Below are 21,499 nucleotides of genomic sequence, written 5' to 3' on the forward strand. Positions count from 1 at the left end.
ATTACGCTTTACCGTATATATCTGTCTTCTTTATTCTCTTTTTAATTACCTTTCTAAACCAGCTGAAAAATAACATGTTAATTCCTACAGCAAAACAATAAAACAGGAATGAAAAACCTGAGTGCCACTTATTGAATTGAAATAAGTTAAACTGCAGTGAGATCAATTCCAGCGCTGTCAATATGGCTGCACCTATTAACACAAAAGGAAAAAACTTCAGACTCTTAAGCGGGTAAAAATAAATTAAAATGATCATTTGGATCGGGTATGCAGCTACCTGCAATATTATGTCAAAGAGTTCTGCATGAGGAAAATCAAGAGTGTCATAAAAATCAATCGGTGGTTCAGCAAGAGTCGATTCTACCAACGTAATAAGGAGCAAATTAAAGAAATATAATGACAGGAGCTCAGTCCCTAAAAATTCTTTATACTTTTTATGGATAAAATATAGAACAGCTGACACTAGAATGCTAATGCATAGTGAAAAAATTTCATTCTCATCAAATTTCTCCGGCATCAAAGGCTCAAGTATATTACTCATTAACTTCATACCTTACCTTCTCTTTTCTCATTATCTTTTCAATCAGCCCATCTGCCATAAAAACGATACATATGATGACCATTCCCAAAAACAGATCAATAGAAGGATACCAGCTGCTGCTGTCTGATTTTAATAATCCTGCTGCCAGAAACCACTTTTCTGCGGCTGTAATAGAAGAAACCCACAAAAAAAGAGCAAATACCTTTACAGCAGGAGGAACTTCGATTTTAAATAAATAGAGACCCCATACCAACAATGAGGGAAGGATAACAGCATAGAATAATTTGACTGTCCATTTATCCACAAGCTGATTGGTGAAATTAAGGCGATCGTAGCTGGAAAACACCTTGTAAAATATATTTTGGCAAAGATATGAACTGAATAGAGTGATAAGGAACAATTGAATCGTGTCAATGGCCCTTTTGCAAAAGATGAGAGAGTACAGCAACAACACTGACAGAATTATGGTCACAGTAAGCAGCAATTAACAGAACTCCTTCCAAAAAATACTGTCTATGCCCTTTAGTATAACTATTTACCACCTGATTATTACCCCTCAAGCTCCAATAAAAAATAAGTATAAATGCATGAGGGGTTTAACCGCCCGCTCACAGGAAACTCGGAGCAACAAACACAATACAACTACCTTGTTAAACAAAGGAAAAAAAGTAAAAGAAGAACTGTTTGACAGTTCTTCTTTTACTAATCATCTATTATCCGTTACAGGAAGAGTGATAATGATTTCCGTCCCTTTGTTTTCCCTGCTTTTTATTTCAAGACTCCCTCTATGGTTCTGAATAATATTATTAGTCACCATTAATCCCAGTCCTGTTCCTGTTTTCTTCGTTGTAAAAAAAGGGGTTCCAATATTGCTGATTAACTCTTCGGGAATGCCGCACCCTTCATCTTTAAATGATAAAATCACTGCACCTTGATTTCCCTTCGCTGAAATCCATACTCTGCCTCCAGTCCCCATTGCTTCAATGGAATTTTGAAGGATATTAATAAATACCTGCTTGAGCTTGCTTTCTGAGCAATAGAGCGGCAGATCTGTGTCCGGGAAATCCATATGAATCTCAATGTTGTACATATTTGCTTGAGCCTTCATAAAAACAACCACTTGTTCAATGACTCTCCTGATATCGATTTCTTTCAACTCATCTACAGTCGGTTTGGCAAGAAGCAGGAATTCATTGACGATAGAGTTGATACGGTCTATTTCCGAAAAAATAATATTGTCATATGGGAATGCTTTGTCCTGATAATTTGAAGATAACAGTTGAAGGAACCCTTTCAAAGATGTTAACGGGTTTCTGATTTCATGTGCAATTCCAGCAGCAAGCTCACCCACCAGGTTCATCTTCTCGGACTTTTGGAGCAGTATGTTATTCTCCTTTTCAAGAGCTTTATGATAAGTATTGTCCCTGAAAACAACTTGAAAAGCATTTTCACCCTGAAACATGATTTCGGTACTGGCACACAAAATTTCTTTATCCCTTCCATCAGGCAAACGGATCCTCACTTCCAGTTGATCTCTATCAAGATGGTTATTCACCAGTTCAAAGTAATCATCGTGGTAGTCTTTATTAATGAAATGCAGAATCGGTTTTCCGACTACTTCATCTTCCGTAACCCCCAGGACTTTCTTGCCAGCTTCATTCAAGTACAAAATTTCATTTATATTATGGACGCAAATGGGATCGGGACACAAATCCACTAGTTTACGATATTGCTCTTCACTCTTTTTCAGCTTGTCTTCCGTTCTCTTGCGCCTCGTTATATCTTTGACCTGGCTGATTAAATAGACATGTCCATTCTTTTCCCGGAAAGACGATACACTCAGATGGATCCAAACCGGATGTCCCTCTTTATGTACATATCGCTTTTCCATTTCATAATATTCTAATTCTTTATTTATCAATTGCTCTGACAAATGAACGTCGATTGCTACATCGTCCGGATGAGTGATATCCTTAAAATTCATTTTCAGCAATTCACCTTCTGTATATCCAGTAATTCTAGTAAGAGAAGGGTTTACCATAAAAAATCTCCCCTGGGTATCAACTAAAGCCATTCCTACAGCGGCATAGTTAAAACTGGCGTAAAAAAGATCATGTTTGTATTCCTCACCCATCATAAGCCTATTCTCCTTCACTACTAAACTATTATTCTAATAGTAGCATGAAACCGAAACGGCAAAAACCCCTTATTTTTCCAAATGTACGATTTGTCAGAAACTTCTGTATTATAATCAATGTGCAAATTTGCTTGATCTGTTTAACCCTTTCCTTTTGTGGTAAACAATTTATAGGCAGCTAGAACACAAAATTCAAAGGAGAGTGTTAGATATGAATAAGAAAAATTTATTACTATCGATCCCTCTAGCAGCAGGAATCATCCTGACAGGTTGCAGTGATGAAGAAGGCCAGGAAGATGACACACTTATTGAAGATGAAGAAAACATGAATGAAACAGATTCAACAGAAGAAAATTCTGATACCACTGGCAATGAAGAAGACAGCATTGATTCTGAAGGATCTGACGAAGATAATGAAGGTAGTTTAAATGAGGTTCCGGAAGATCCTTATGGTGAAGGTACTGATGAACCTGATTTAGATGATAGTGAAGATGAAGAGCTGTAATATAGATATATTTAACAGAAAAAACGGCCGTAATTGGCTGTTTTTTTTGTTTGAAATTTAACGGATTCAACCCAAATATCATTCAAGTGAAAAGGCCAGCTCCCAGGCTGGCCATAAAGAAAATTAATTATTAACACTGTCTTTTAACGCTTTACCCGGTTTAAATGCCGGCTGCTTCGTAGCAGGTATTTCCATTTCTTCTCCTGTTTGAGGGTTTCTTCCTTTTCTAGCTGAACGTTCCCTGACCTCAAAGTTTCCAAAACCGATTAATTGCACTTTTTCACCTTTGGAAAGAGTCTCTTCGATATTTTGCAGCACAGCTTTCACTGCATTTTCTGCGTCTTTCTTACTTAGTTCAGCTGATTCAGCTACCGCGTTGATCAATTCTGTTTTGTTCATATGTAAAACCCTCCTAATGAATTATCTTCTTCATATGATTCTTACCACTGGCTCAAGAGTGTTAAACCTTTTCTGAAACAACAATCATACGTTTATGAAGAAATACTTTGCACCGAGTTGCATCTTCTTTAGAGAATCCTTCTTTTAAAAGCAAATCTCCTAGTTCTGTCAATTCCACCGATCCATCATCTTCATCAAAAGCAGTTGCCAGACCATGGATGCCTCCACCAATTTGTTGAGTATCCACGTTGAGCAGTTTCCCTTTAAGCGAAGTGTTTGCTTGAAGGCTTTTATACTGCTCAGGGTCAACGGTTAAAAATTCATAGGTCCCGACATTCTCTTTCATTTTAAGATCTTCTGACAATTCACTTTCAGAACTATAAACTCGATACACGTCCCTTTTCATACCTATCCCTCCTTCCCATATCCTCTCAATTCCCTCTGCCTTTTTAAATAAACACTGGCTGATAGAACGTTTCACCAACACCCTTTCATTTCCTCCTTCAAGGCCTAAGAGGGTAATTAAAAGGGACATTTCCTGAACAACAAGGTATTTAGAAAACAGCCTTACTAAACGCATAAAAAAATGAGCACCATAATGGCGCTCATTTGATTAATATAATTGCCTTCCTTGTTGTCCGATAGCATAATAAATCCCATGTTTCAGAGTCGAGAAACAGCTGAATCTGGAGAGTTGCATGTCTGTTGCTGTAATTTCCTGAGCAAGCTCGGGAGAAATTCCTACAAGGATCGTATCAGTACCTATTAAAGAAGCAGCAGCGGCAAGCTTGCCCAAAAACTCTACTGTAAACTGGCTGATATATTGATGAAGTCCAGTCAAGTCAATAACAAGATAGTCGGCCTTATGTTTAGGCAGGTTATTCAGGGTCTTAGTTATCAAGTCTTCGGAACGGTTTTCATCATATTTACCCAGTAAAGGAACCACTACAATCCCTTCAAGAACTGGAATGATCGGAGAAGAGATTTCTTTAACGAGGTTTGTCAGTTCCTTTGTACGCTCTTCGACCATGCTTTCCAACTTTACAATACGTTCTGACTCTGACCTTCTTGTCAACTCATGGATATTCTCTTCAATGGTGATAGTGGAAGGAACTATTTTGAACTCACAATGATCTCCCTCTTCTATTTGGTCCTTGGTTATTTCAAACCATACATTCTCGCCGAATAAACCGGAAAATATACCCGAGAAATGACCCGCGAGAAAGGTACCTGTTTTCTCTTTCCCTTGAGCGACATTAATTTTGTATTCCCAGCTGTCTGTCAGTTTGACTTTAGCCTTTCTTTCAATTTTATTCAATTCGGAGATTTCAATTTTACCCCAGCCTGCTGAAGCATATGTATTGGGGATCGCTTTTGCAACATCCTCAATTGGCATGTCCAATGACTGAAAATATTGGCCGACAACGAGACCTTGCCTGAAGCCTGTTGTTTCCATCACTACTTTTGCTGCCTCTTCACCTGATACTTCTTCTATCGTATCAAAAAAAGATTTCATCGCTGACGAAATCCAGAATAAGACCGCATCCTCACCTTCAAATTGGAATAATCCCTTATCACTCTCCCAGGCAAAATCCAATCCGCTGATATTAATTTTATCCTTATGTATTCCATCCGTTCCATTCATTCGTTCAGGACCCCCGTATCATTGATACTACTAATTTATCTCATGTAAGTTTATACGTAAAGCACCAGCCCTTATATACCAGAAACCAAAAGTGTTTAGTTGTATTTACTTACCCTATATTGAAATGACTCCGACAGTGTTGCAACAAAGAAACAGAAAGACAGCATAAAAAAAGCTCTGCAGCGAATGCAAAGCTTTAAGCACCTAACAATAATAGCCCGATCATTAAAATGGAGGGAATACCATAATAGAGGAGGCTCATGTTAATGACTTTCTTATCTTGGCGGCCTTTCCATTCGCCATACTTTTCATTTTTTGCTGTGTACCAGTTACCTTGATTATTCATTTACTTACCTCCTAATAATATATCATTTATCACTATTTACCCTATCTAACAGGATTTAAAAATAGAAAATTAAGGAAAAGGCGGCCGATTATGAAATAGGGTTTGATATACCTAATTCAAGGGAACTTTTTTAATAAAGAATTAAAAATTTAAATATACGGGGAGGAATAAAAGTTGAAGAAAAAAGACAACGAGCAATACAAGGGCAGAGGATTTGAGAATTTTGACAATCCAGAACAATATAAAAAAGAGAAAGAAAGTATCCTTGACAAATTTGAGAGTGAACAAAACGTTGATCCCCTTCCATTAGAAGATATTAAAGAAGAACAAAGGGAAGAAAGAGAAAAAACCAATACAAAAGACCAGTCATCAAGCGAAAAGAAATATAACCAGGACTATAACTAAGCTTAATGAGTTACCGTGCCTGATAAATAAGAGAAATTACAAAGAGCAGTTCCCTATACAGGAGACTGCTCTTTTACCAGTAACAAAATCCTAGATCATCTTCTTGCAGGCGTCCACACAGTTGAAGCAAGCGTCAGCGCATTTTTGGCAATGGTCGTGGTCGTGCTTCTTACATTCATTACCGCAGGATTCACAAACTTCAACCAGCAACTTGAGGATACTAGTGACATTTGGACTTCCTGACTGCATGGCGCTGATGGCAAGGTTACAGACATCTGCACACTCTCTGTCCAATCGGATGCACTGAGCCATCTTGCTAACATTGTCTTCCTTCAAACAGCTGCCAAAACACACATTGCAAGCCTCTAAACATTCCTGGCAAGCTTTTACACATTCACTATAAGTTTGATTCACTCTGCCACCGCCTTTATAAGTATTTTCAAAAAATTGTTTACCACTGTATTTTTTTGTTAAACACTTTAAATAGAATTTTTCAGGAACAATTAGACAAAAAATAGAAAAGGACTCTTTTTACTGATAGAATAAAGTTGGTGATTTACAATTCAGACACCCTTTAACAACCTAAATGAAACCAAAAAATTATTATTTATGAAAAGGAAGAGACAATGACAAAAATCGCATGGATAACAGATAGTACTGCCTATATTACAGAAGAGCTTAAAAACCATAAGGACGTCTATGTTCTGCCACTGAGCATCATTTTTGGCGATGACGATTATGAGGATGGAGTTGATTTATCCACTGATGAATTATATAAAAAAATAAACAGTGAAAAAGAAATACCAAAAACCTCCCAGCCATCTGTCGGTAAAACAGCTGAGTTATTTTCACAGTTAAAGGAACGTTACGATGCTGCCATAGCCATCCATATCTCAGGCAAGCTAAGCGGCACTCTCGAAGCAACCCGATCTGCAGGCGAAATTGCAGAATTCCCTCTGGAGACTGTGGACAGTAAATCAATGAGTTACGCAATCACGTCCCTTCTTCTATCTGGCATTAAGCAATCCGAAGAAGAAGCCGATTACAAGCAATTGGCTGCAAACCTTCGAAAAGAAGCGGAACTCCATGAGAACCTGATTCTATTAGGCAATCTTGAGCAATTTTATAAGGGAGGCAGAATGTCAGGCACTCAGTTTTTACTGGGCAACCTGCTGAAGATCAAACCGATCATCCGCATCAATGCATCCGGTGAATTTATGCTTGCAGAAAAAGTTCGGTCAGAAAAGAAAGCCACCAAAAGAATACTCGAACTCTTTAGCGAGTCATACAATAAATATTCGATCAGCCAAATCCAGATCCTCCATGGAAATGTTCCTGAAAGAGCGAATGAAATCAAACAAGATTTGCATTCAAAGTACCCTGCACTCGATATAGTAGTGGGCGAAATCAGTTCGACAATCGCAGTCCATGCAGGTGAAGGAACAGTCGGCCTTATGTGGCAAAATCACTCTAGATAGGCAATGATTCTCTGTTTTTATGAACCACTTTCATATTTCAAGCAAATGGAGGAAGAAATCATTATCGATTTCTTCCTCCATTTGTTATGTTAGTTATTCAGCTTTTCCATCGACTACTCAATCCGTTAATGCGAGACATTGGTTTTTGTCCTAGTGATTTCTTCGCCTCATTTAAAACAGATTAAAAATATATGGCCCTACAGAGAAAATATAAATCAGCATGTAAACAAGCATGAAGTAAAATACTCCTGCAAATGTTCCCCAATCAGGATCTCTTCCCCACTTCCATACTGCTGCCGTAATGATACTCATTAGAACCAACAGGATACTGCCGCTGTTTGGAAATGTATAATAGAAAGGGGCCATTTCATAAAAATAAGGATTCATTGCCTTGTTCATATAAGTGAATGGCATAACCAGGAATATAAGGATGCTTGCATATTCAACCCAGTTAATGTCATCCTTTTCAAATATATTCGGTTTTAGAATATACAGAGTCAACAATAGCGTTAGAGAAGGCAAGAACTAATAGAATGATGTTAAAACTGTAACCATACTGCTGAAAAGCATTAAAAATGCATTATATGCACTGAGTTTCCAATCTTCGGCATTCAGCTCTGTACTTGCCTCTTTCACTTCGGCAGACTGGGAGGCTCCATATAATTGATAATGATCACCATTAAAGGAGATCCACACAACTGACTGATCATTTACCTTCATTGGATTTTGAGCGACATGATTATTGGTATTAATCGGAAGTGCTTCAATTGCACTTCCATTATCGAGCGGTCCGGAATAAAGCCTCATCGCACTGTTGTCCCCGATTCTCTGTCCTTCAGCCGTGAACATTAAGTGAGGTCCATTGCTTAAGTTCACTATGTTTGCATAATCAGGAGACTCAAGCTTCGCGTTATTCTCTTTGTTAATAAACGATAATTTTTCTACAGACAATGGCGTGCTTGCCAATTCGTCAACAGGGCCTGACGCTTTATACATATTAAAGGAAAGCGATCCTCCTGTTCGCATCTGCCGTCCATATATAATCGAAACCTTTTCTTCTGTTGTCATCATGACAACATTGCCAAGTTTATCATACGCAGAATTTTTCACAGTCAGTACAGGGTTTTCAATCATTACCCCAACAGAATTCACAAAAAACAATTCCCCATTCGCATCGTCCTTCTGATGAATTACCGCATAACTGCCGTCACTGGCTAAAACAATATCAATAATGTCATTCGGAAAGCTATGTACTTCAGTAGAGTTCTCATTGTCAATATCATACTCGTAAACCGTTCCCGATTTCCAATACAAAACCTTTCCTTCGTCAGTGGCAAGGCCTGTCACATCTTGATCGATCACCTGCTCTTCTCCATTTTGGGAAAGAGTCAAATTGCCTGTCGACAAAGTCAAAAACCTTTCACCATCAGTCCAAAATGGATAACCCCTCGGTATATCCATGTCAATCTCTGCAGAATCTTCTATCGTAAGTCCGTCACCAACAACAAACTTATTTACCTTATCAACGTTAGTAAGATATAATTCATTTTCACGCTGAAAACTGATTGGCATCTCTTTTCCTTCATATGGCAGATAAACAGACCGGCTCCACTCTTCATTAGGCAGCTTTGTCATAGTCGAAAGCTGGTGGAAATACAATGCTGCTAGAAGCCCAGCAATTAATAAGAACGGTATTCCAAATGCTTTTAATTTTTCCTTCATCGTAACATCCTTTTATTATTATTTGGATTTTGAAAAGCAATAAATACTTTCTTTTCCTGATTCCTATACCAGGGCAATCCTTCACCAGAAGAATAATTAATATTACAAACATGTAACACCCTTGATAGACACATGTAAAATATTAGGGTGAATTTTCCGAAAAGTCAATGTTTCTTTTTGTTAAAATACTATTTTAGCAGAATACTTACTTTCTCCATGAAAAAGGAGTCTTCTCATTTCAAGAAAACTCCTTAGTCTTAAGCACTGAATTTCATTGAGTATCGGTTTTTCAGTGTTTGCCTTGCTCTAAAAAATCTGGTTTTCACTGTACTTCTCTTTATATCAAGCCGCTCTGCAATTTCTTTCTCATTTAGTCCGTATTGCACACGCAGCAAGAAGACTTCCTGTTGGCCAGGCGGTAATTGCCTGATCTCTGTCACTAACTCTTCCTTCAACAAGGAAATCCCAACAAAATGTTCTACTTCCTGACCAGATGACAAGAACTTCGATTCTCTTTCAAGATCAGCAGGGTCAATCAATACTTCCCGTGCTCTGATTTCTTTGCGGACAAAGTCGATACTGGTCCTTGTGGCAATCGAAGAAAGCCATCCTCCTGCTTTGCTTTCGTCAACTAAGCTTTCAATCTTGTTGAATGCCTTCAAAAAGGTTTCCTGAACAATATCTTCTGACAGACTGCTGTCTTTCGTTATTCGGTAAGCGATATGAAAGACAAGCTTATTGTATTTTGTGTATAGCTGGTCGAAACATACAGCCATGGGTCTTCCCCCCTCTTACTATCATCTGGTGAAACCTTCAGTAATATATTGCGGAATAGTTTCTTCAGTGAAGCCTTTTATATCCGGATAATCTTGTCCTTTGAAATAGAATGCAATCATATACTCGCTCTCCATCGACCAGGAAGTACTCTCTAATAACTCTTCAATTTTTTCATCTGATTCAATGGTCATTGTTTTCCCTTTTTGCTCCAGTTCTGCAACAGAACGCTGGAAATCAACCGCAGGACCAGAGGCCTCCTGATGATCTTCGCGTTTAAAAACAACGACTCTTGAAACATCATTCGCTGTGACTTTAACTTTTTCAAAAAGCCCTTTTGTCTCCAGCCACCTCTTGAAGTTTGTGTAGGCTGGTTTCCAAGAGGTATAAATTCTCCTGTCATCACTGAGGAGCACCTCAATGTCATAGAGTGTATCCCTTCTATCAACCATGCTTTCATAAGATTCTTCTTTCACTTCCTGTTTAAGAACCTCTAAAGCTTCTTTAAGCAAACTTTCATCTGTCAATGACATTTGTTTATTATGCGGTCCCCTTGCAGTGATAGAAATCTTATCTGCCATCTCGATATCAACTGACAGAATGGGTTCTATTGCTTGTTTGTATTCAACAGATTCATAGATTGCTGCATAATAAGATTTGTACTCACTGCGTTTTATATCATATTCCCTGATCACCTTGCTCCCGTCTTTCAACTCATAAACAATAAAGGCCTGGTCCATACCGTCCCTTTTCGGCTTCTCAGATACAATCTCCTCATGCAACTTCCTGACATTTTCAATGTTTTCTTTCTGCTCCAGGTACCTGACAGGTTCCTCTCCGTAAGAATCAAGATAACTGTAAACATTATCACTAAAATGAACCTTGCTGATTTCATCCATATCAGGAATGGCCTTTTCATAATTGTTAAAGCCCAGCTGGAAAGTAAATATGATTAATGAAATGAACACAGCAAAGCCGGCAAGCTCCTTCCATCTCGGAGAGACTCTCCATGTCTTTTGCAAAATCATCTCAGAAATAAGATATCCAATGATGAATCCTGAACCATACCCAAAAAGTGTCCAGGAGAGTTTACTTTGAACCTCACTGAAATAAGCTCCCGACAACAGCATTAAACAGAGGATGATTCCAAACTTGAATACCGGCTTCATCAATGGTACTGAAATTGCCTGAGATGCTGTTTCCAATTTCCGCTTTTTATATAGAACAATAGATAATACATACAACAGGATACTCAGACCCGCATAAAGCACCACTTCAACAGCGGACAAACTGACATTATGAAACATCCCCGCTTTTAATATTGGCGAAAAACTTTCCGGCTGGACATTAAAGAAGTACTCTTGCGGAAAACCAAACAGGAAGTTTTTTAAATTTAATACAACCAACACATAGATGCCTGCTGGAAACAGAAGGGCAATATATGTCAACAGTGCTTGTATAACAGACAATCCTGTCAGCATTCCAAGCGTTATTCCAACGACAAAAAATAAGATATCCATTAATAGGGTTATAAGAGTCCATTCGAGAATATCCTGCGGCTGAAAATGTGGGCCCAAGTCATTCGACAAGGTTATGACTGTCATAAGTAAGGCAGTTATAATCACTGGAATCACCAGCATGAGGAATCCTGCTATCGAAAAGTGATAGAAAAGTTTTTCTCTCTTTACAGGAAGACTGTGTATCATGTCCGCCTGTTGTTTAACATGCAAATACCTGAATAGAAATACAGACAGCAAAACCGGGATTACCATCATCAATCCTGCCTGAAGAACAAAATTCAGTTGAAACATATGGCCATATGTAAGGTAATAATGATATTCTTCATTAGATAGCTGCATCCATACATTTAGTGGAAGAGCAAATAACAGTCCGATAAAATAAGCAATACCCAACCAGCCGGTATTTCTGCCAATAAGGATGAATAATTGTTTATTTCCCAAGGATGTTCTTGACTGCATAACCTGCATCCTCCATTTCATAAATAAAAATTTCTTCCAGAGTGAGGGGGAGAATGTCAAAAATCAACGGATCGAAAGTCTTTATCTCCTCTTCTATATGTGAAGCGTCCCCTTTTACAATACAAGAGATAACACTCCCTCTCTTCTCTTGATGGACCACTTGCAGTTTCTGCAGTAATTCTTGCGGATCGTCCCGGAAAGCAATCTGAACTTTATGATAACCATATTTCAATTCATCAAGCTCTTTTTCAATCAGAAGCTTCCCTTGATGAAGAATTCCGACATGGTCACATAGGTCCTCGATTTCTTCAATATTGTGTGAAGATATCAGAATGGTCATTTGCCGGTCTGCCACCTCCTGCATCAGAAGGGACTTGACCTGTTTACGGACGACAGGGTCCAATCCATCTATTGGCTCGTCGAGGATCAGGACTTCAGGATTACAGGAAAGGGACAGCCAGAATGCAGCCTGCCTTTGTACTCCTTTGGAAAACTTATGGAGTTTCGTATTTGGGTCCAGATTAAAAACATCACTTAATTGTTGGAACTTCTCGGCATTCCAATTCGGATAGATGTTCTTATAAAAGTCAGCCATTTGCTTTAAAGTATATTGAGGAAAAAAGCAAGGCATATCCGCAAGGAAAAAAAGCTTTTGTTTTGCTGCGGAGTTTTCAAAGACCCTCTCTCCGTCTAAAAATACCTCTCCTCTGTCCGGTTTATAGATTCCTGCCAGCATTTTAAGAAGAGTAGTTTTTCCAGCACCGTTTGAACCAAGCAGCCCATATACTGAACCTTTTTGCACAGACAGAGATACATGATGGACTGTTTCGCGGCTCTCGAACTGCTTAGATACCTTTTGAAATTCAATCATTGTTTCTTCCTCCTCCCACACTTTTTGCTGTTCTATTTATCAGGTCGATCATTTCCACGGTGGAAATGCCAAGATAGAGGCCTTCTGCAATCAACCTTTCCAACTCGGAAGTAACTTTCTCGACTTTCATTGTATTTTGAATGCGGACTGCTGGATTTACAAAGCTTCCTCTGCCTTTTACTGAATAGATATACCCTTGAGTTTCCAGTTCCCGATAAGCCTTTTGTATTGTGTTAGGATTGATTGTCAATTCACCCGCAAGCGTCCTGACCGAGGGAAGCTGTTCGTCCACTTTCAATACCTCATTGATAATCATTTCCTTTAATTTCTCGACAAGCTGTTCATAGATCGGCTTGCGGCTCCGCAAATCTAATTCAAACATATACACCCTCCCATCTGTATGTAGTGTACTATGTGTCTTAATACAGTTAATCTTAGCTTAAATTTTTTTAAAATCATAGCTTTTTTTATAAATTTTCATCCCTTAATAATCTTTTTGCTGACTCCGCTGCAGCTTGCAAGTCTTCTTTATGCATATTAACTATTGGCAGCGGAAACAATTATCTTATGTAAGTAAATTGGAGAAGAGGTGTTATAAAATGAAGAATTCACGCTATTTATTACTTTTGATATTGCTGTTTGCAGGCATTCTACTTTCAGCTTGTAATAATGGCAATGGAGGAAATGGTGAGGAAGGCGGTGAAGATAAATCACTGGTATTCGGACGAAATAACTGGGCAGAAAATGTCGCTGTCTCGAACATGTGGAAGATTCTTCTAGAAGAAAAAGGCTATGAGGTAGAGTTAAAATCCATGGAAAAAGCTCCAGTATGGCTTGGAATAACCCGAGATGAGCTTGATGTTGCACCTGAAGTCTGGCTCCCTAATACTGATAAGCCTCTTATGGATAAGTATGGTGAACAGCTGGATATCCATGAAATATGGTATGAAAACACAGGACTCGGATTGGTAGTCCCTTCTTACATGGAGGATATTTCAAGTATAGAGGAACTGAATGCAAGAAAGGATGAATTCGGCGGGAGAATTGTCGGAATTGATCCAGGAGCAAGCCTGACAGCAATGGCTCAAACGGCCATTGATGAATATGGCCTTGAACTTGACCTGGTTACAAGCTCAGGACCGGCGATGATGGCTGAACTTTCAAAAGCTTACAAGGATAAAGAACCTATTGTCGTCACATTGTGGAATCCTCATTGGGCATTCTCGGAGTATGATTTAAAGTACCTTGAAGACCCCAAGAAAGTTTTTGGGGAAGCTGATGACATATATTATATGACAAGAAAAGGTTTTGAAGATGATCATCCTGAAGTAGTGCAATGGATGAATAATTGGAAAATGGACGATGCTTCACTTGGAAGCTTGATGGCCGTCATTAAAGATAACGGAGATCCGGCTGAAGGGGCAAAAGCATGGATTGAAGATAACCGGGACATGGTCGACGAGTGGCTGCAATGAAAAAGCGCAAGCCTCACGTTTTAAAAAATTTACACCTTAAAAAGGGAAGTAATCTGGTGATCAGATTACTTCCTTTTTTTTAATGAGTTATATTCGTTCTAATAGGCGGTTTACCAATTCCTCACCAGTTATCACAGCACTCCCGCCGCCTTGTGCCATGGCAGGATTTCCACCGCCTTTCCCGTTTGTTATCTCTAGGGCAAAACCTATCAACTCTTTACTATTTACCTCAAGTGAAGAGGCTGTGCCAACTACATATTGGAGCTTATCTTCATTTTCACTTACAAATAAGACAATCCCATGGTACTCGTTCAATATTGTCCTTGCAATCTTTTGTAAATCTGACATTGAACGGTTCTGAAAAACATGAGTGATGATCTCAAGGCCATTTTTTTCAAAGCAGGTTTCAGCAATGTTTTTTGCTTCATATTGAAGAAGTGTTTGCCGCGCCTGTTCTAGGAGCTTTTCGTTTTTATTGCCATTTTCAATTAATGTCATAAGCGCCGTCTTCATCTCCGCAGGTGGAGCATTCAATAACTTGGTTAAATCTTTAAGCACCTCATTTTTTTGATGAAGCTGGATTGCAACACGGCGACCGCAAACAAAGGAGATTCTTATATTTTTCCTCTGCTTTTCCCAGCCCAGGATTTTTATCATGCCTACTTCTCCAGTACTGGAAGGGTGGGTTCCGCCACAGCCGTTATAATCGAAGTTTGGAATAATCACCAACCTGATATTTTCATCAACAGTGGGCTGTTTCCTCATTGGATATTCAGTCAGTTCTTCTTTCGCCACCCATTTAGTATGTATTGGCCTGTTTTCAAGAATAATCTCATTCGCCAGGTTTTCAGCTTTATGGGATTCCGCTTCTGAAAGGGTCTCCACGTTTAAATCAATTGTGCAAATGTCTTCTCCCAAATGAAAGCTATTCGTCTCATAACTCAGGCCTTCCGAGAAACTGGCAGACAATATATGCTGGCCGGCATGCTGCTGCATGTGGTCAAAACGCCTCTCCCAGTCTATAGAACCGACTATTTCATGTCCTTCTTCCAGAGGCCTGTCTATATAATGGCGTATGATTCCATTTATTTCCTGAACGCCTTGTACTTTACAGTCATTCAGAAACCCGGAATCAGCCGGCTGACCGCCTCCCGCAGGATAGAAAGCCGTTTCTTCTAATTGAACGAACCACTTGCCATCTTTATCTTTTTGTTGTCTGACGATTTTTGTTTTAAATGTCACCCTATATGAATCTTCATAGAATAGTTTCTCCTTCAATACCTGTCTCACCTTCTCTGTTCAATATATTCTTTCGGGTCTGTAAACATGGAGATTGAATCAATTATTCCAACATAGATCAGGAATGCACCGAGCAAGATAAAGCCAATTTTCACTATCTTGTGCTGGACATTATCAGCATCCTTGTCTTTAAGCCCTGCAAAAGCAAATATTAGCAATGCCAAACCAGCCAGCAATGAAACAACAAACAAATGGAAAACCTCCAATCCTATTGTATACTCCTTCTATCCTGTTTTTCCATTGATTTAAACAATCAAACTTATACCCGAATAGAAAGATCTATTCCGATGGTTGTAACATTGGTTGTTGGATGGCTTAAATCAATGAAAAAAGGCACCCCTGAGCAACTACAAGTGTGCTTGGCAAATCATCCGTTCACATTATTACCCCGTTGCCCTGTTATTATTTCCCTGCACAGCTGGGATAAACCTGATTTCCTTATCCATATATAATGGACTATAAAAACGATAGAATGAATACAGTGCTCAGTGGGCAATTTATGAAAAGGAGGGATTCCATGAATGAATTTGTTGAAAAAATAAAGTCATTTTCTAAAAACTTAAGTCATGATTTGTCATCAATGGTCAATGAACTTAACTGTGAAAAGATTCCGCTTACACAAGCAATTGAGCTGATAAAAAGCCACCCTCATTGCCACCACAGCAGCCAAACCTTACTGGGCAGCGTGTTTAATACATACAGGATTGTGGTTTCCACATTTTCCATTCACCTGGAAACCAAAGGCGCAAAAGATGATTTCATTTTGGAACTCTCAATTTTTTCTGATGGTAAAGTCATCTATTCATACAAATCCTATGAAGCTAAATCTAAAAAGCTCAAAACCATATCAATACCAAAAGCACTGTTAAATGATGAACTCCTACAGCACAATGGATTGATTCATTAAAAGGTAGGCACCTACAAAAGGAATGAGGATTAAACCCTCATTCCTTTTGTGCTTCACTCCATCCATTCTGTGAGGAAAGCCGATTTTAATTCACTTGCGTTTTACCAGACACTGTTTTTTCACTAATATTAATTAAAATATCGATTTTTTTAGAACAAAGGCTGTAATGTATCCAGAGTTGCCAATTGAGGGGGGCGTTTCTGGAAACAGGGAAATTGGCGGGCCCATAGACGCTCTATGAGGATGTCGTTTCCGAAAATATGAAAATTGACATACCCATAGCCGCCCCTTGAGGTTGTCGTTTCTAAAAACACAAAAATCGGCCTATCCATAGCATTTTGTTGATCTATTGGCATTTACTTAAGTACATCAAGTGGAATATCAAAAATCAACCAAAGCCCAACAATAACCGGAAATGTCAGTATCCAGGCAAATAATGGTTTCCTGTAATGGATAATCAGCATCGTAAACATCATTAGATTAAAAAGAATATCCCATCCAAACCCCCACCCTCTGTGATAACTGAGTCCTCCGAGCGAATGGGCAACGTATTCATTTAGACCATAAATCGTGGTCCACAACAAAACCGCCAGAAATTGTTTTCCAATTGATTCTGGCAGCCTCCCTATAAAAATGGCAACAGTTGCTGTATATTGGATTCCCATTTTTGCTAGAGCGATAAACGTATGATTCAAGCCAGCTAAGCGATCTGCATCATCCATTGGATGGAATTCCCAAAGTGAATAATCAAAGAGGAGAAATTGGGATAGGAGATCGCCAATTATGAAATAAAGCAACGTAGGATAATATTCTTTGAAATTTTTCCATTCACCATATTTAATTCCGGCAATTATGTAGATTGATAAAAGGAGGATACTCATAATACGGCCTTTCAGAGCAAGGATTTTCCTTATCATTCTTCAAAGAGGCAGATATTATGCTAAAAAGCAGTCCTTAAACACCCCTGTCTTCATAACCCTTGCCGCTCTCGAACCGAGGGGGAGGTCCGGTTTGCTAATAATATTGGCTTTTTTAATAGAACATTCACCTTCAACACAACAATTAGGTCGAGAATTCGAGTTCCTATATATTGACAAATCAAAGCAAAAAGAATAATCTTCCAGTCAACCACCAGCCCCGTTAAGAGAAGCAGGCTTCCATTAATATAAAATAGACACTTTCCAGGTGAATACCCTTTTAGCTTGGAAAGAATCAGAGCCAAAATATCCATCCCTCCTGAAGATGCACCCATCTTGAACAATATCCCTATGCCAACTCCAAAAATGACAGATCCCATAATCGTATCTATCAAGATGTGCGAAATAGGTGATACCCCGGTGGAGGAGATTATCTCGATGACACCAGAAGTAACTGATACACAATATAAAGTCCATAATACACTGCTTCTTCCAAGCCATCTCATAGCTGCTAGAAGCAAACCAACATTCAATCCCCATAACGTAAAAGCATAGGGTATATCCATTAGAAATTTCAGGAGGACTCCAACACTTGCTGCCCCCCCTGAAGGGATAAAGTGCGGAAACAGGAACAATGCCATCGAGGCCCCCTGTAAGGCGGCAGCGATACCGAGCAGGCCAGCTTTTTGAATGTAACTCATATCTTTTCTCCCTTTAATAAAATTGGAAATAATACAAAACTAAAGGTTATCATAACATATTCGTCCTTTTTTTATCAGGAGATTAAATCAGGAAAATCAGTTGACTATGCGCCTTTCAACTGTAAATCTATGCATCTGTAATTGCCCCCAGGACCTCATAATCGTTCATATCCAGAATTGTTTCTGCTCCGATTGCCAATCTTGCTAATTCTGCTCCTAGAAATGGTCCGCTTGTCAAACCTGATGCACCCAGTCCATTGGCAACCAGGATTCCCTCATAGCCTGGCAATCTTCCTATAACAGGCAGAAACCCGGGGGTGTATGGCCTGAAGCCGACCCGGGTTTCCAATAGGGTCGCATTCACGAGGCCGGGAGCAACCTTCAGTGCCTTATTAAGTATTTCATAAACCCCTCCAGCAGTAGGTCGGTTGTCAAATCCTGTATCATTTTCATGAGTGGCTCCAGCCACAATTCGTCCATCCCCAAAACTGAGGAGATACTGATCATTCGGCGGCATGATGACCGGCCAGTCGGTGGTGTTCATCCCCTCCATTTCGAGATGAAGGATTTGTGCTTTCTGGAATGAAACCTCAAAGTTCACACCAATAGCGTCTAAAAGCTCTCCAGCCCAAGCACCGCCTGTAATGATAACTTCATCTGCACTCAAATATTCTTCCTCAAAAAGGACTCCCGTTATTTTATTTCCTTTTTGAACCAAAGACCCCTGCCCAGTTTTAAAAGCGGCTCCATGCTTTCTGGCCCCATTAATTAAAGCGTCTCTAAGTGCTCTCCCATCAACGCGGGCTCCCCCACTCACAAAAATTCCACGGCATTCCTCTGAAAGGATCGGGACAAATTGTCTGATCTCTTCGTTGGTCAGTATTTTGATATCCCCTATCTCAGGAGCCTCTTCACGTTTTTTCTTTACCCTCTCCACCATCTTCTCTAATTTTTTAACATCTTGGTGCAGACTGATTGCACCTACTTTTTTATAACCGGTATCTTTTTCTCCATCATCCTCTAATTTTCTGATCAATTCAGGGTAATAACCCGCCCCCCCTTTTACCATTTGATACCAAGCTTTATTGCGTCGTTGAGAAAGCCATGGACATACTATACCAGCTGCAGCGTCTGTTGCCTGCCCTGTATGATGGCGGTCGACAATAATAACTTCTGCTCCTTCTCTTGCTAAATGATAAGCGGCCGAAGCTCCAAGAATTCCGGCACCGACAACGATAATTTTCTTCATGCAAACACCTTTTCTGTAAGATTTCTTTTTAAAATTGTACTAGAGTTATCATAACTACTCAATCAAGGCAAAGGAAACCAATATGCCGCCTGAGTAAATCGAAAACCACAAAGCTAAAGCCAAATTGAATGAAGAGAAAATTATCTAAAATAAAAAAACCGGAGTATGCTCCGGGTTTTCTTTACGATTGTTTAGTAAAAGTTCCGACATGCTTTGCAATAGAATGAGAAAGTGTGGATTCTATGGAGATCCTGTCTAAAGGTATTCCCAGCTGTACTGCTGTCACAGCAATTTCAGGGCGTATCCCTGACAAGGTAGTTTTGACGCCAATCAGGCTTAACGCGTCAATCAGCTGGAAGATTTCATGTGCGACCATTGTATCTATTATTACTACACCCGAAAGATCAATGAATAGCTGATCGACCTCTTTTATCGTACATTGATGCAATGTATTTTCCAGTATCACCTTGGCTCTTGCAGTATCGATATCACCTACAAGGGGAAGCAGGGCCGTATCAGCACTGATGGAAATGATTGGAGAGCTCAGTTCATTGATCATTTCCTGCTGTGCTCTTAACTGTTTCAATGATGCATTATGGGTACCTTCAACGAACTGAAGGACTACATAATCAAAGACATCTTGGATAAGATCTTTCCATTTATCAATTCGCTGCTGCTCGATTCTTTCATCTGCCTCTTTCGCAAATTGATTTATGTAAGAAAAATACTGATCTCTCACTCTTAAGAACTCACGGATTACATTATGGATGGGAGTTTCAATGTGCTCCCCATCATTGGCGATCTTATGTATCCACTTATTGAAGTTTTCGTAGAATACATCTCGATCATCAACGAAGACATTTGCCATATGCACATAAAATTCATGGTTTTGTTCTTTTAATTTGGATATCACTACATCACTTGTTGAGGCATAAACTCCTGATGTCTCATGCCTTGCTATTGATTGATACCATTCCTCACTCATGTGTTTGGTTCGTTTTATAAAAAAGTCGTGCAACTGCTGGTTTAGACGCATAACCTTGCTCCCTTCTAATGCATTTCTACATAAATTTTACCTCACTCTATTACAAAAGAAAACAAAGATAGCTTGCCTTTCGATGGTGACATGTATAAGAGGTTGATTATCGTTTGGTTAAATTGTTTTTTATTCCTCAACACCACTCTTGAACGAACGACTTTGAAAATAATCAGCTAGATAATTCAACTTTATTTCTAACATACTCTCTGTAGAAAGAAAAGATAATAGTTAACAATGGCAATGACCACAAAAACACGGCATACGGCAAGTAAGCCAGGATCGGCACACCCAATATGGTACTGCACATGATGGCCAGTACACTCCATGGAATCATTCCTGGAAATACCATCGTAGAATCCCCCATGACTCTTGCAAGTTCTAAATTTCCATATTTATCTTTCCAATGATTTATAAAAGATCGGCCGGTAAGAATAATCGGCAATGTCTGGTTGGCTGAGATTAAAGAGATTACCAGAGTAGCAAAAATGGTTTTCAATGAATCGGCCGCAAGACCTTTTGAGTTCCGAAGCCAATTGTTAAGCAGCGGCTGAATAATGCCGAACCCTTCAAGCAAGCCATTATAGGCTCCTGCCAATGCCAAAAAAAGAAGCAAAAAATACATATTCGACAGGCCTCCGCCTATTCCATCGACTCCAAACCACAAGGACTTAAGCACTGAGACTGGATTCACCCCATCCACTAAAGCAATCATCGCTGCTGCCAGCACACTGCAAATGAAGGCATACAAAATTCTTATTCTGAAAAGGACAAATAGGATCAGGATTAAAGGGGGCAAGAACTTAATTAATGAAAGATCTTCCCACTGAAAGTCCTGGCTGCTGAAAATCGTGTTTCCTGCTCTTTGGTTTGTATCCGCTAGAAAGTAAAAAACAAGGCATACAAGCACAGCACCCAGAGTAGTCGGCAGGAATTTACTAAACTGCTTTCCCGTATCTGTTTCCACAGTATGCGAGAGCAGCTGATGCGAACTTGAAAAAGGGGATGTCCGGTCACCGACAAAGGCACCAGAAACCAAAGCCCCTGCCGTTATTTCCGGAGGCATCCCCAAAACAGCAGCAGTGCTCATCACTGGAATCCCCACTGCACTCA

26 protein-coding genes are annotated in these 21,499 nt (G+C 39.4%); 5 read left to right on the plus strand and 21 right to left on the minus strand.

Annotated elements, in window-relative coordinates; all coding sequences use genetic code 11:
* Window position 1 precedes the first annotated feature (1 nt).
* The 3 genes from M1E09_RS13090 to M1E09_RS13100 form a co-directional block, all read right to left on the minus strand.
* Window positions 2–550 (minus strand): hypothetical protein, encoded by a 549-nt coding sequence (locus M1E09_RS13090; protein WP_456271310.1) that lies wholly within the window; start codon window positions 548–550, stop codon window positions 2–4.
* Window positions 534–1,025, minus strand: coding sequence for a hypothetical protein (locus tag M1E09_RS13095; RefSeq protein WP_456271311.1), 492 nt, complete (start codon window positions 1,023–1,025; stop codon window positions 534–536). Before M1E09_RS13095 ends, M1E09_RS13090 begins: the two co-directional genes overlap by 17 nt.
* A 222-nt stretch (window positions 1,026–1,247) precedes the next feature.
* Window positions 1,248–2,678, minus strand: a complete 1,431-nt coding sequence (locus M1E09_RS13100; protein ID WP_456271312.1) for a PAS domain-containing sensor histidine kinase — start codon at window positions 2,676–2,678, stop codon at window positions 1,248–1,250.
* Window positions 2,679–2,889: 211 nt separating this feature from the next.
* On the opposite strand from M1E09_RS13100, the gene M1E09_RS13105 reads away from it, so the two are divergent.
* Window positions 2,890–3,183 carry a hypothetical protein gene (locus tag M1E09_RS13105; protein WP_456271313.1) on the plus strand — a complete coding sequence of 98 codons (294 nt, stop codon included), beginning with the start codon at window positions 2,890–2,892 and terminating at the stop codon, window positions 3,181–3,183.
* A gap of 123 nt (window positions 3,184–3,306) precedes the next feature.
* Here the strand turns inward: M1E09_RS13105 and M1E09_RS13110 are convergent, their stop codons facing one another.
* The 4 genes from M1E09_RS13110 to M1E09_RS13125 all read right to left on the minus strand — a co-directional run bounded on the left by M1E09_RS13110 (window position 3,307) and on the right by M1E09_RS13125 (window position 5,573).
* Window positions 3,307–3,582, minus strand: a complete 276-nt coding sequence (locus M1E09_RS13110) for an HU family DNA-binding protein (protein ID WP_456271314.1) — start codon at window positions 3,580–3,582, stop codon at window positions 3,307–3,309.
* A 61-nt stretch (window positions 3,583–3,643) separates the two neighbouring features.
* Complete coding sequence (locus M1E09_RS13115; RefSeq protein WP_456271315.1) at window positions 3,644–3,988, minus strand: hypothetical protein; 345 nt, start codon at window positions 3,986–3,988, stop codon at window positions 3,644–3,646.
* A gap of 207 nt (window positions 3,989–4,195) precedes the next feature.
* Window positions 4,196–5,227, minus strand: coding sequence for an STAS domain-containing protein (locus M1E09_RS13120; RefSeq protein WP_456271316.1), 1,032 nt, complete (start codon window positions 5,225–5,227; stop codon window positions 4,196–4,198).
* A 196-nt stretch (window positions 5,228–5,423) separates the two neighbouring features.
* Complete coding sequence (locus M1E09_RS13125; RefSeq protein ID WP_456271317.1) at window positions 5,424–5,573, minus strand: hypothetical protein; 150 nt, start codon at window positions 5,571–5,573, stop codon at window positions 5,424–5,426.
* A 174-nt stretch (window positions 5,574–5,747) separates the two neighbouring features.
* On the opposite strand from M1E09_RS13125, the gene M1E09_RS13130 reads away from it, so the two are divergent.
* Window positions 5,748–5,978, plus strand: coding sequence for a hypothetical protein (locus M1E09_RS13130; protein WP_456271318.1), 231 nt, complete (start codon window positions 5,748–5,750; stop codon window positions 5,976–5,978).
* A 90-nt stretch (window positions 5,979–6,068) separates the two neighbouring features.
* Here the strand turns inward: M1E09_RS13130 and M1E09_RS13135 are convergent, their stop codons facing one another.
* Window positions 6,069–6,392, minus strand: coding sequence for a four-helix bundle copper-binding protein (locus tag M1E09_RS13135; RefSeq protein WP_456271319.1), 324 nt, complete (start codon window positions 6,390–6,392; stop codon window positions 6,069–6,071).
* Window positions 6,393–6,604: 212 nt separating this feature from the next.
* On the opposite strand from M1E09_RS13135, the gene M1E09_RS13140 reads away from it, so the two are divergent.
* Complete coding sequence (locus M1E09_RS13140) at window positions 6,605–7,456, plus strand: DegV family protein (RefSeq protein ID WP_456271320.1); 852 nt, start codon at window positions 6,605–6,607, stop codon at window positions 7,454–7,456.
* Window positions 7,457–7,627: 171 nt separating this feature from the next.
* Here the strand turns inward: M1E09_RS13140 and M1E09_RS13145 are convergent, their stop codons facing one another.
* The 6 genes from M1E09_RS13145 to M1E09_RS13170 all read right to left on the minus strand — a co-directional run bounded on the left by M1E09_RS13145 (window position 7,628) and on the right by M1E09_RS13170 (window position 13,184).
* Window positions 7,628–7,843, minus strand: coding sequence for a hypothetical protein (locus M1E09_RS13145; protein ID WP_456271321.1), 216 nt, complete (start codon window positions 7,841–7,843; stop codon window positions 7,628–7,630).
* A 138-nt stretch (window positions 7,844–7,981) separates the two neighbouring features.
* The gene (locus tag M1E09_RS13150) at window positions 7,982–9,178 is read right to left on the minus strand and encodes a hypothetical protein (protein WP_456271322.1); all 1,197 of its coding nucleotides are present in this window, start codon (window positions 9,176–9,178) and stop codon (window positions 7,982–7,984) included.
* Window positions 9,179–9,435: 257 nt separating this feature from the next.
* Window positions 9,436–9,954: an RNA polymerase sigma factor gene (locus M1E09_RS13155; RefSeq protein WP_456271323.1), complete on the minus strand. Its 519-nt coding sequence runs from the start codon at window positions 9,952–9,954 to the stop codon at window positions 9,436–9,438.
* 21 nt (window positions 9,955–9,975) lie between these two features.
* Entirely contained in the window at window positions 9,976–11,931 is a 1,956-nt protein-coding gene (locus tag M1E09_RS13160) for a DUF6449 domain-containing protein (RefSeq protein WP_456271324.1), read from the minus strand.
* Window positions 11,903–12,802, minus strand: coding sequence for an ABC transporter ATP-binding protein (locus M1E09_RS13165; protein ID WP_456271325.1), 900 nt, complete (start codon window positions 12,800–12,802; stop codon window positions 11,903–11,905). The genes M1E09_RS13160 and M1E09_RS13165 overlap by 29 nt, the downstream gene beginning before the upstream one ends.
* Window positions 12,795–13,184 (minus strand): GntR family transcriptional regulator, encoded by a 390-nt coding sequence (locus tag M1E09_RS13170; RefSeq protein WP_456271326.1) that lies wholly within the window; start codon window positions 13,182–13,184, stop codon window positions 12,795–12,797. The genes M1E09_RS13165 and M1E09_RS13170 overlap by 8 nt, the downstream gene beginning before the upstream one ends.
* A gap of 217 nt (window positions 13,185–13,401) precedes the next feature.
* Between M1E09_RS13170 and M1E09_RS13175 the strand changes: the two genes are divergently transcribed.
* Complete coding sequence (locus M1E09_RS13175) at window positions 13,402–14,277, plus strand: glycine betaine ABC transporter substrate-binding protein (protein ID WP_456271327.1); 876 nt, start codon at window positions 13,402–13,404, stop codon at window positions 14,275–14,277.
* An 87-nt stretch (window positions 14,278–14,364) separates the two neighbouring features.
* Here the strand turns inward: M1E09_RS13175 and M1E09_RS13180 are convergent, their stop codons facing one another.
* Both M1E09_RS13180 and M1E09_RS13185 read right to left on the minus strand, forming a co-directional pair.
* Window positions 14,365–15,555, minus strand: coding sequence for an alanyl-tRNA editing protein (locus tag M1E09_RS13180; protein ID WP_456271328.1), 1,191 nt, complete (start codon window positions 15,553–15,555; stop codon window positions 14,365–14,367).
* 8 nt (window positions 15,556–15,563) lie between these two features.
* Complete coding sequence (locus M1E09_RS13185) at window positions 15,564–15,767, minus strand: hypothetical protein (protein ID WP_456271329.1); 204 nt, start codon at window positions 15,765–15,767, stop codon at window positions 15,564–15,566.
* A 326-nt stretch (window positions 15,768–16,093) separates the two neighbouring features.
* Here M1E09_RS13185 and M1E09_RS13190 point away from each other — a divergent pair, with 326 nt between their 5' ends.
* Window positions 16,094–16,483 carry a hypothetical protein gene (locus M1E09_RS13190; protein WP_456271330.1) on the plus strand — a complete coding sequence of 130 codons (390 nt, stop codon included), beginning with the start codon at window positions 16,094–16,096 and terminating at the stop codon, window positions 16,481–16,483.
* A 356-nt stretch (window positions 16,484–16,839) separates the two neighbouring features.
* On the opposite strand, the gene M1E09_RS13195 is transcribed toward M1E09_RS13190, so the two are convergent.
* The 5 genes from M1E09_RS13195 to M1E09_RS13215 form a co-directional block, all read right to left on the minus strand.
* Window positions 16,840–17,364, minus strand: coding sequence for a CBO0543 family protein (locus M1E09_RS13195; RefSeq protein ID WP_456271331.1), 525 nt, complete (start codon window positions 17,362–17,364; stop codon window positions 16,840–16,842).
* 89 nt (window positions 17,365–17,453) lie between these two features.
* Complete coding sequence (locus M1E09_RS13200) at window positions 17,454–18,101, minus strand: YitT family protein (RefSeq protein WP_456271332.1); 648 nt, start codon at window positions 18,099–18,101, stop codon at window positions 17,454–17,456.
* Between the two features lie 127 nt (window positions 18,102–18,228).
* Window positions 18,229–19,350, minus strand: coding sequence for an NAD(P)/FAD-dependent oxidoreductase (locus tag M1E09_RS13205; protein ID WP_456271333.1), 1,122 nt, complete (start codon window positions 19,348–19,350; stop codon window positions 18,229–18,231).
* A 181-nt stretch (window positions 19,351–19,531) separates the two neighbouring features.
* Window positions 19,532–20,386, minus strand: a complete 855-nt coding sequence (locus M1E09_RS13210) for an STAS domain-containing protein (RefSeq protein ID WP_456271334.1) — start codon at window positions 20,384–20,386, stop codon at window positions 19,532–19,534.
* A gap of 172 nt (window positions 20,387–20,558) precedes the next feature.
* Window positions 20,559–21,476, minus strand: coding sequence for a Na+/H+ antiporter NhaC family protein (locus tag M1E09_RS13215; RefSeq protein ID WP_456271335.1), 918 nt, complete (start codon window positions 21,474–21,476; stop codon window positions 20,559–20,561).
* Window positions 21,477–21,499: the final 23 nt, after the last annotated feature.

The sequence above is a fragment of the Bacillus sp. AK031 genome, from assembly GCF_053903065.1.

Coding starts and splice junctions, on each gene's coding strand:
- M1E09_RS13145 (WP_456271321.1), bottom strand. CDS start 7,843: ATGAATCCTTATTTTTATGAAATGGCCCCTTTCTATTATACATTTCCA.
- M1E09_RS13110 (WP_456271314.1), bottom strand. CDS start 3,582: ATGAACAAAACAGAATTGATCAACGCGGTAGCTGAATCAGCTGAACTA.
- M1E09_RS13200 (WP_456271332.1), bottom strand. CDS start 18,101: ATGAGTTACATTCAAAAAGCTGGCCTGCTCGGTATCGCTGCCGCCTTA.
- M1E09_RS13160 (WP_456271324.1), bottom strand. CDS start 11,931: ATGCAGTCAAGAACATCCTTGGGAAATAAACAATTATTCATCCTTATT.
- M1E09_RS13210 (WP_456271334.1), bottom strand. CDS start 20,386: ATGCGTCTAAACCAGCAGTTGCACGACTTTTTTATAAAACGAACCAAA.
- M1E09_RS13215 (WP_456271335.1), bottom strand. CDS start 21,476: ATGAGCACTGCTGCTGTTTTGGGGATGCCTCCGGAAATAACGGCAGGG.
- M1E09_RS13100 (WP_456271312.1), bottom strand. CDS start 2,678: ATGATGGGTGAGGAATACAAACATGATCTTTTTTACGCCAGTTTTAAC.
- M1E09_RS13165 (WP_456271325.1), bottom strand. CDS start 12,802: ATGATTGAATTTCAAAAGGTATCTAAGCAGTTCGAGAGCCGCGAAACA.
- M1E09_RS13190 (WP_456271330.1), top strand. CDS start 16,094: ATGAATGAATTTGTTGAAAAAATAAAGTCATTTTCTAAAAACTTAAGT.
- M1E09_RS13125 (WP_456271317.1), bottom strand. CDS start 5,573: ATGAATAATCAAGGTAACTGGTACACAGCAAAAAATGAAAAGTATGGC.
- M1E09_RS13205 (WP_456271333.1), bottom strand. CDS start 19,350: ATGAAGAAAATTATCGTTGTCGGTGCCGGAATTCTTGGAGCTTCGGCC.
- M1E09_RS13195 (WP_456271331.1), bottom strand. CDS start 17,364: ATGAGTATCCTCCTTTTATCAATCTACATAATTGCCGGAATTAAATAT.
- M1E09_RS13090 (WP_456271310.1), bottom strand. CDS start 550: ATGAAGTTAATGAGTAATATACTTGAGCCTTTGATGCCGGAGAAATTT.
- M1E09_RS13140 (WP_456271320.1), top strand. CDS start 6,605: ATGACAAAAATCGCATGGATAACAGATAGTACTGCCTATATTACAGAA.
- M1E09_RS13120 (WP_456271316.1), bottom strand. CDS start 5,227: ATGAATGGAACGGATGGAATACATAAGGATAAAATTAATATCAGCGGA.
- M1E09_RS13150 (WP_456271322.1), bottom strand. CDS start 9,178: ATGAAGGAAAAATTAAAAGCATTTGGAATACCGTTCTTATTAATTGCT.
- M1E09_RS13115 (WP_456271315.1), bottom strand. CDS start 3,988: ATGAAAAGGGACGTGTATCGAGTTTATAGTTCTGAAAGTGAATTGTCA.
- M1E09_RS13105 (WP_456271313.1), top strand. CDS start 2,890: ATGAATAAGAAAAATTTATTACTATCGATCCCTCTAGCAGCAGGAATC.
- M1E09_RS13175 (WP_456271327.1), top strand. CDS start 13,402: ATGAAGAATTCACGCTATTTATTACTTTTGATATTGCTGTTTGCAGGC.
- M1E09_RS13170 (WP_456271326.1), bottom strand. CDS start 13,184: ATGTTTGAATTAGATTTGCGGAGCCGCAAGCCGATCTATGAACAGCTT.
- M1E09_RS13155 (WP_456271323.1), bottom strand. CDS start 9,954: ATGGCTGTATGTTTCGACCAGCTATACACAAAATACAATAAGCTTGTC.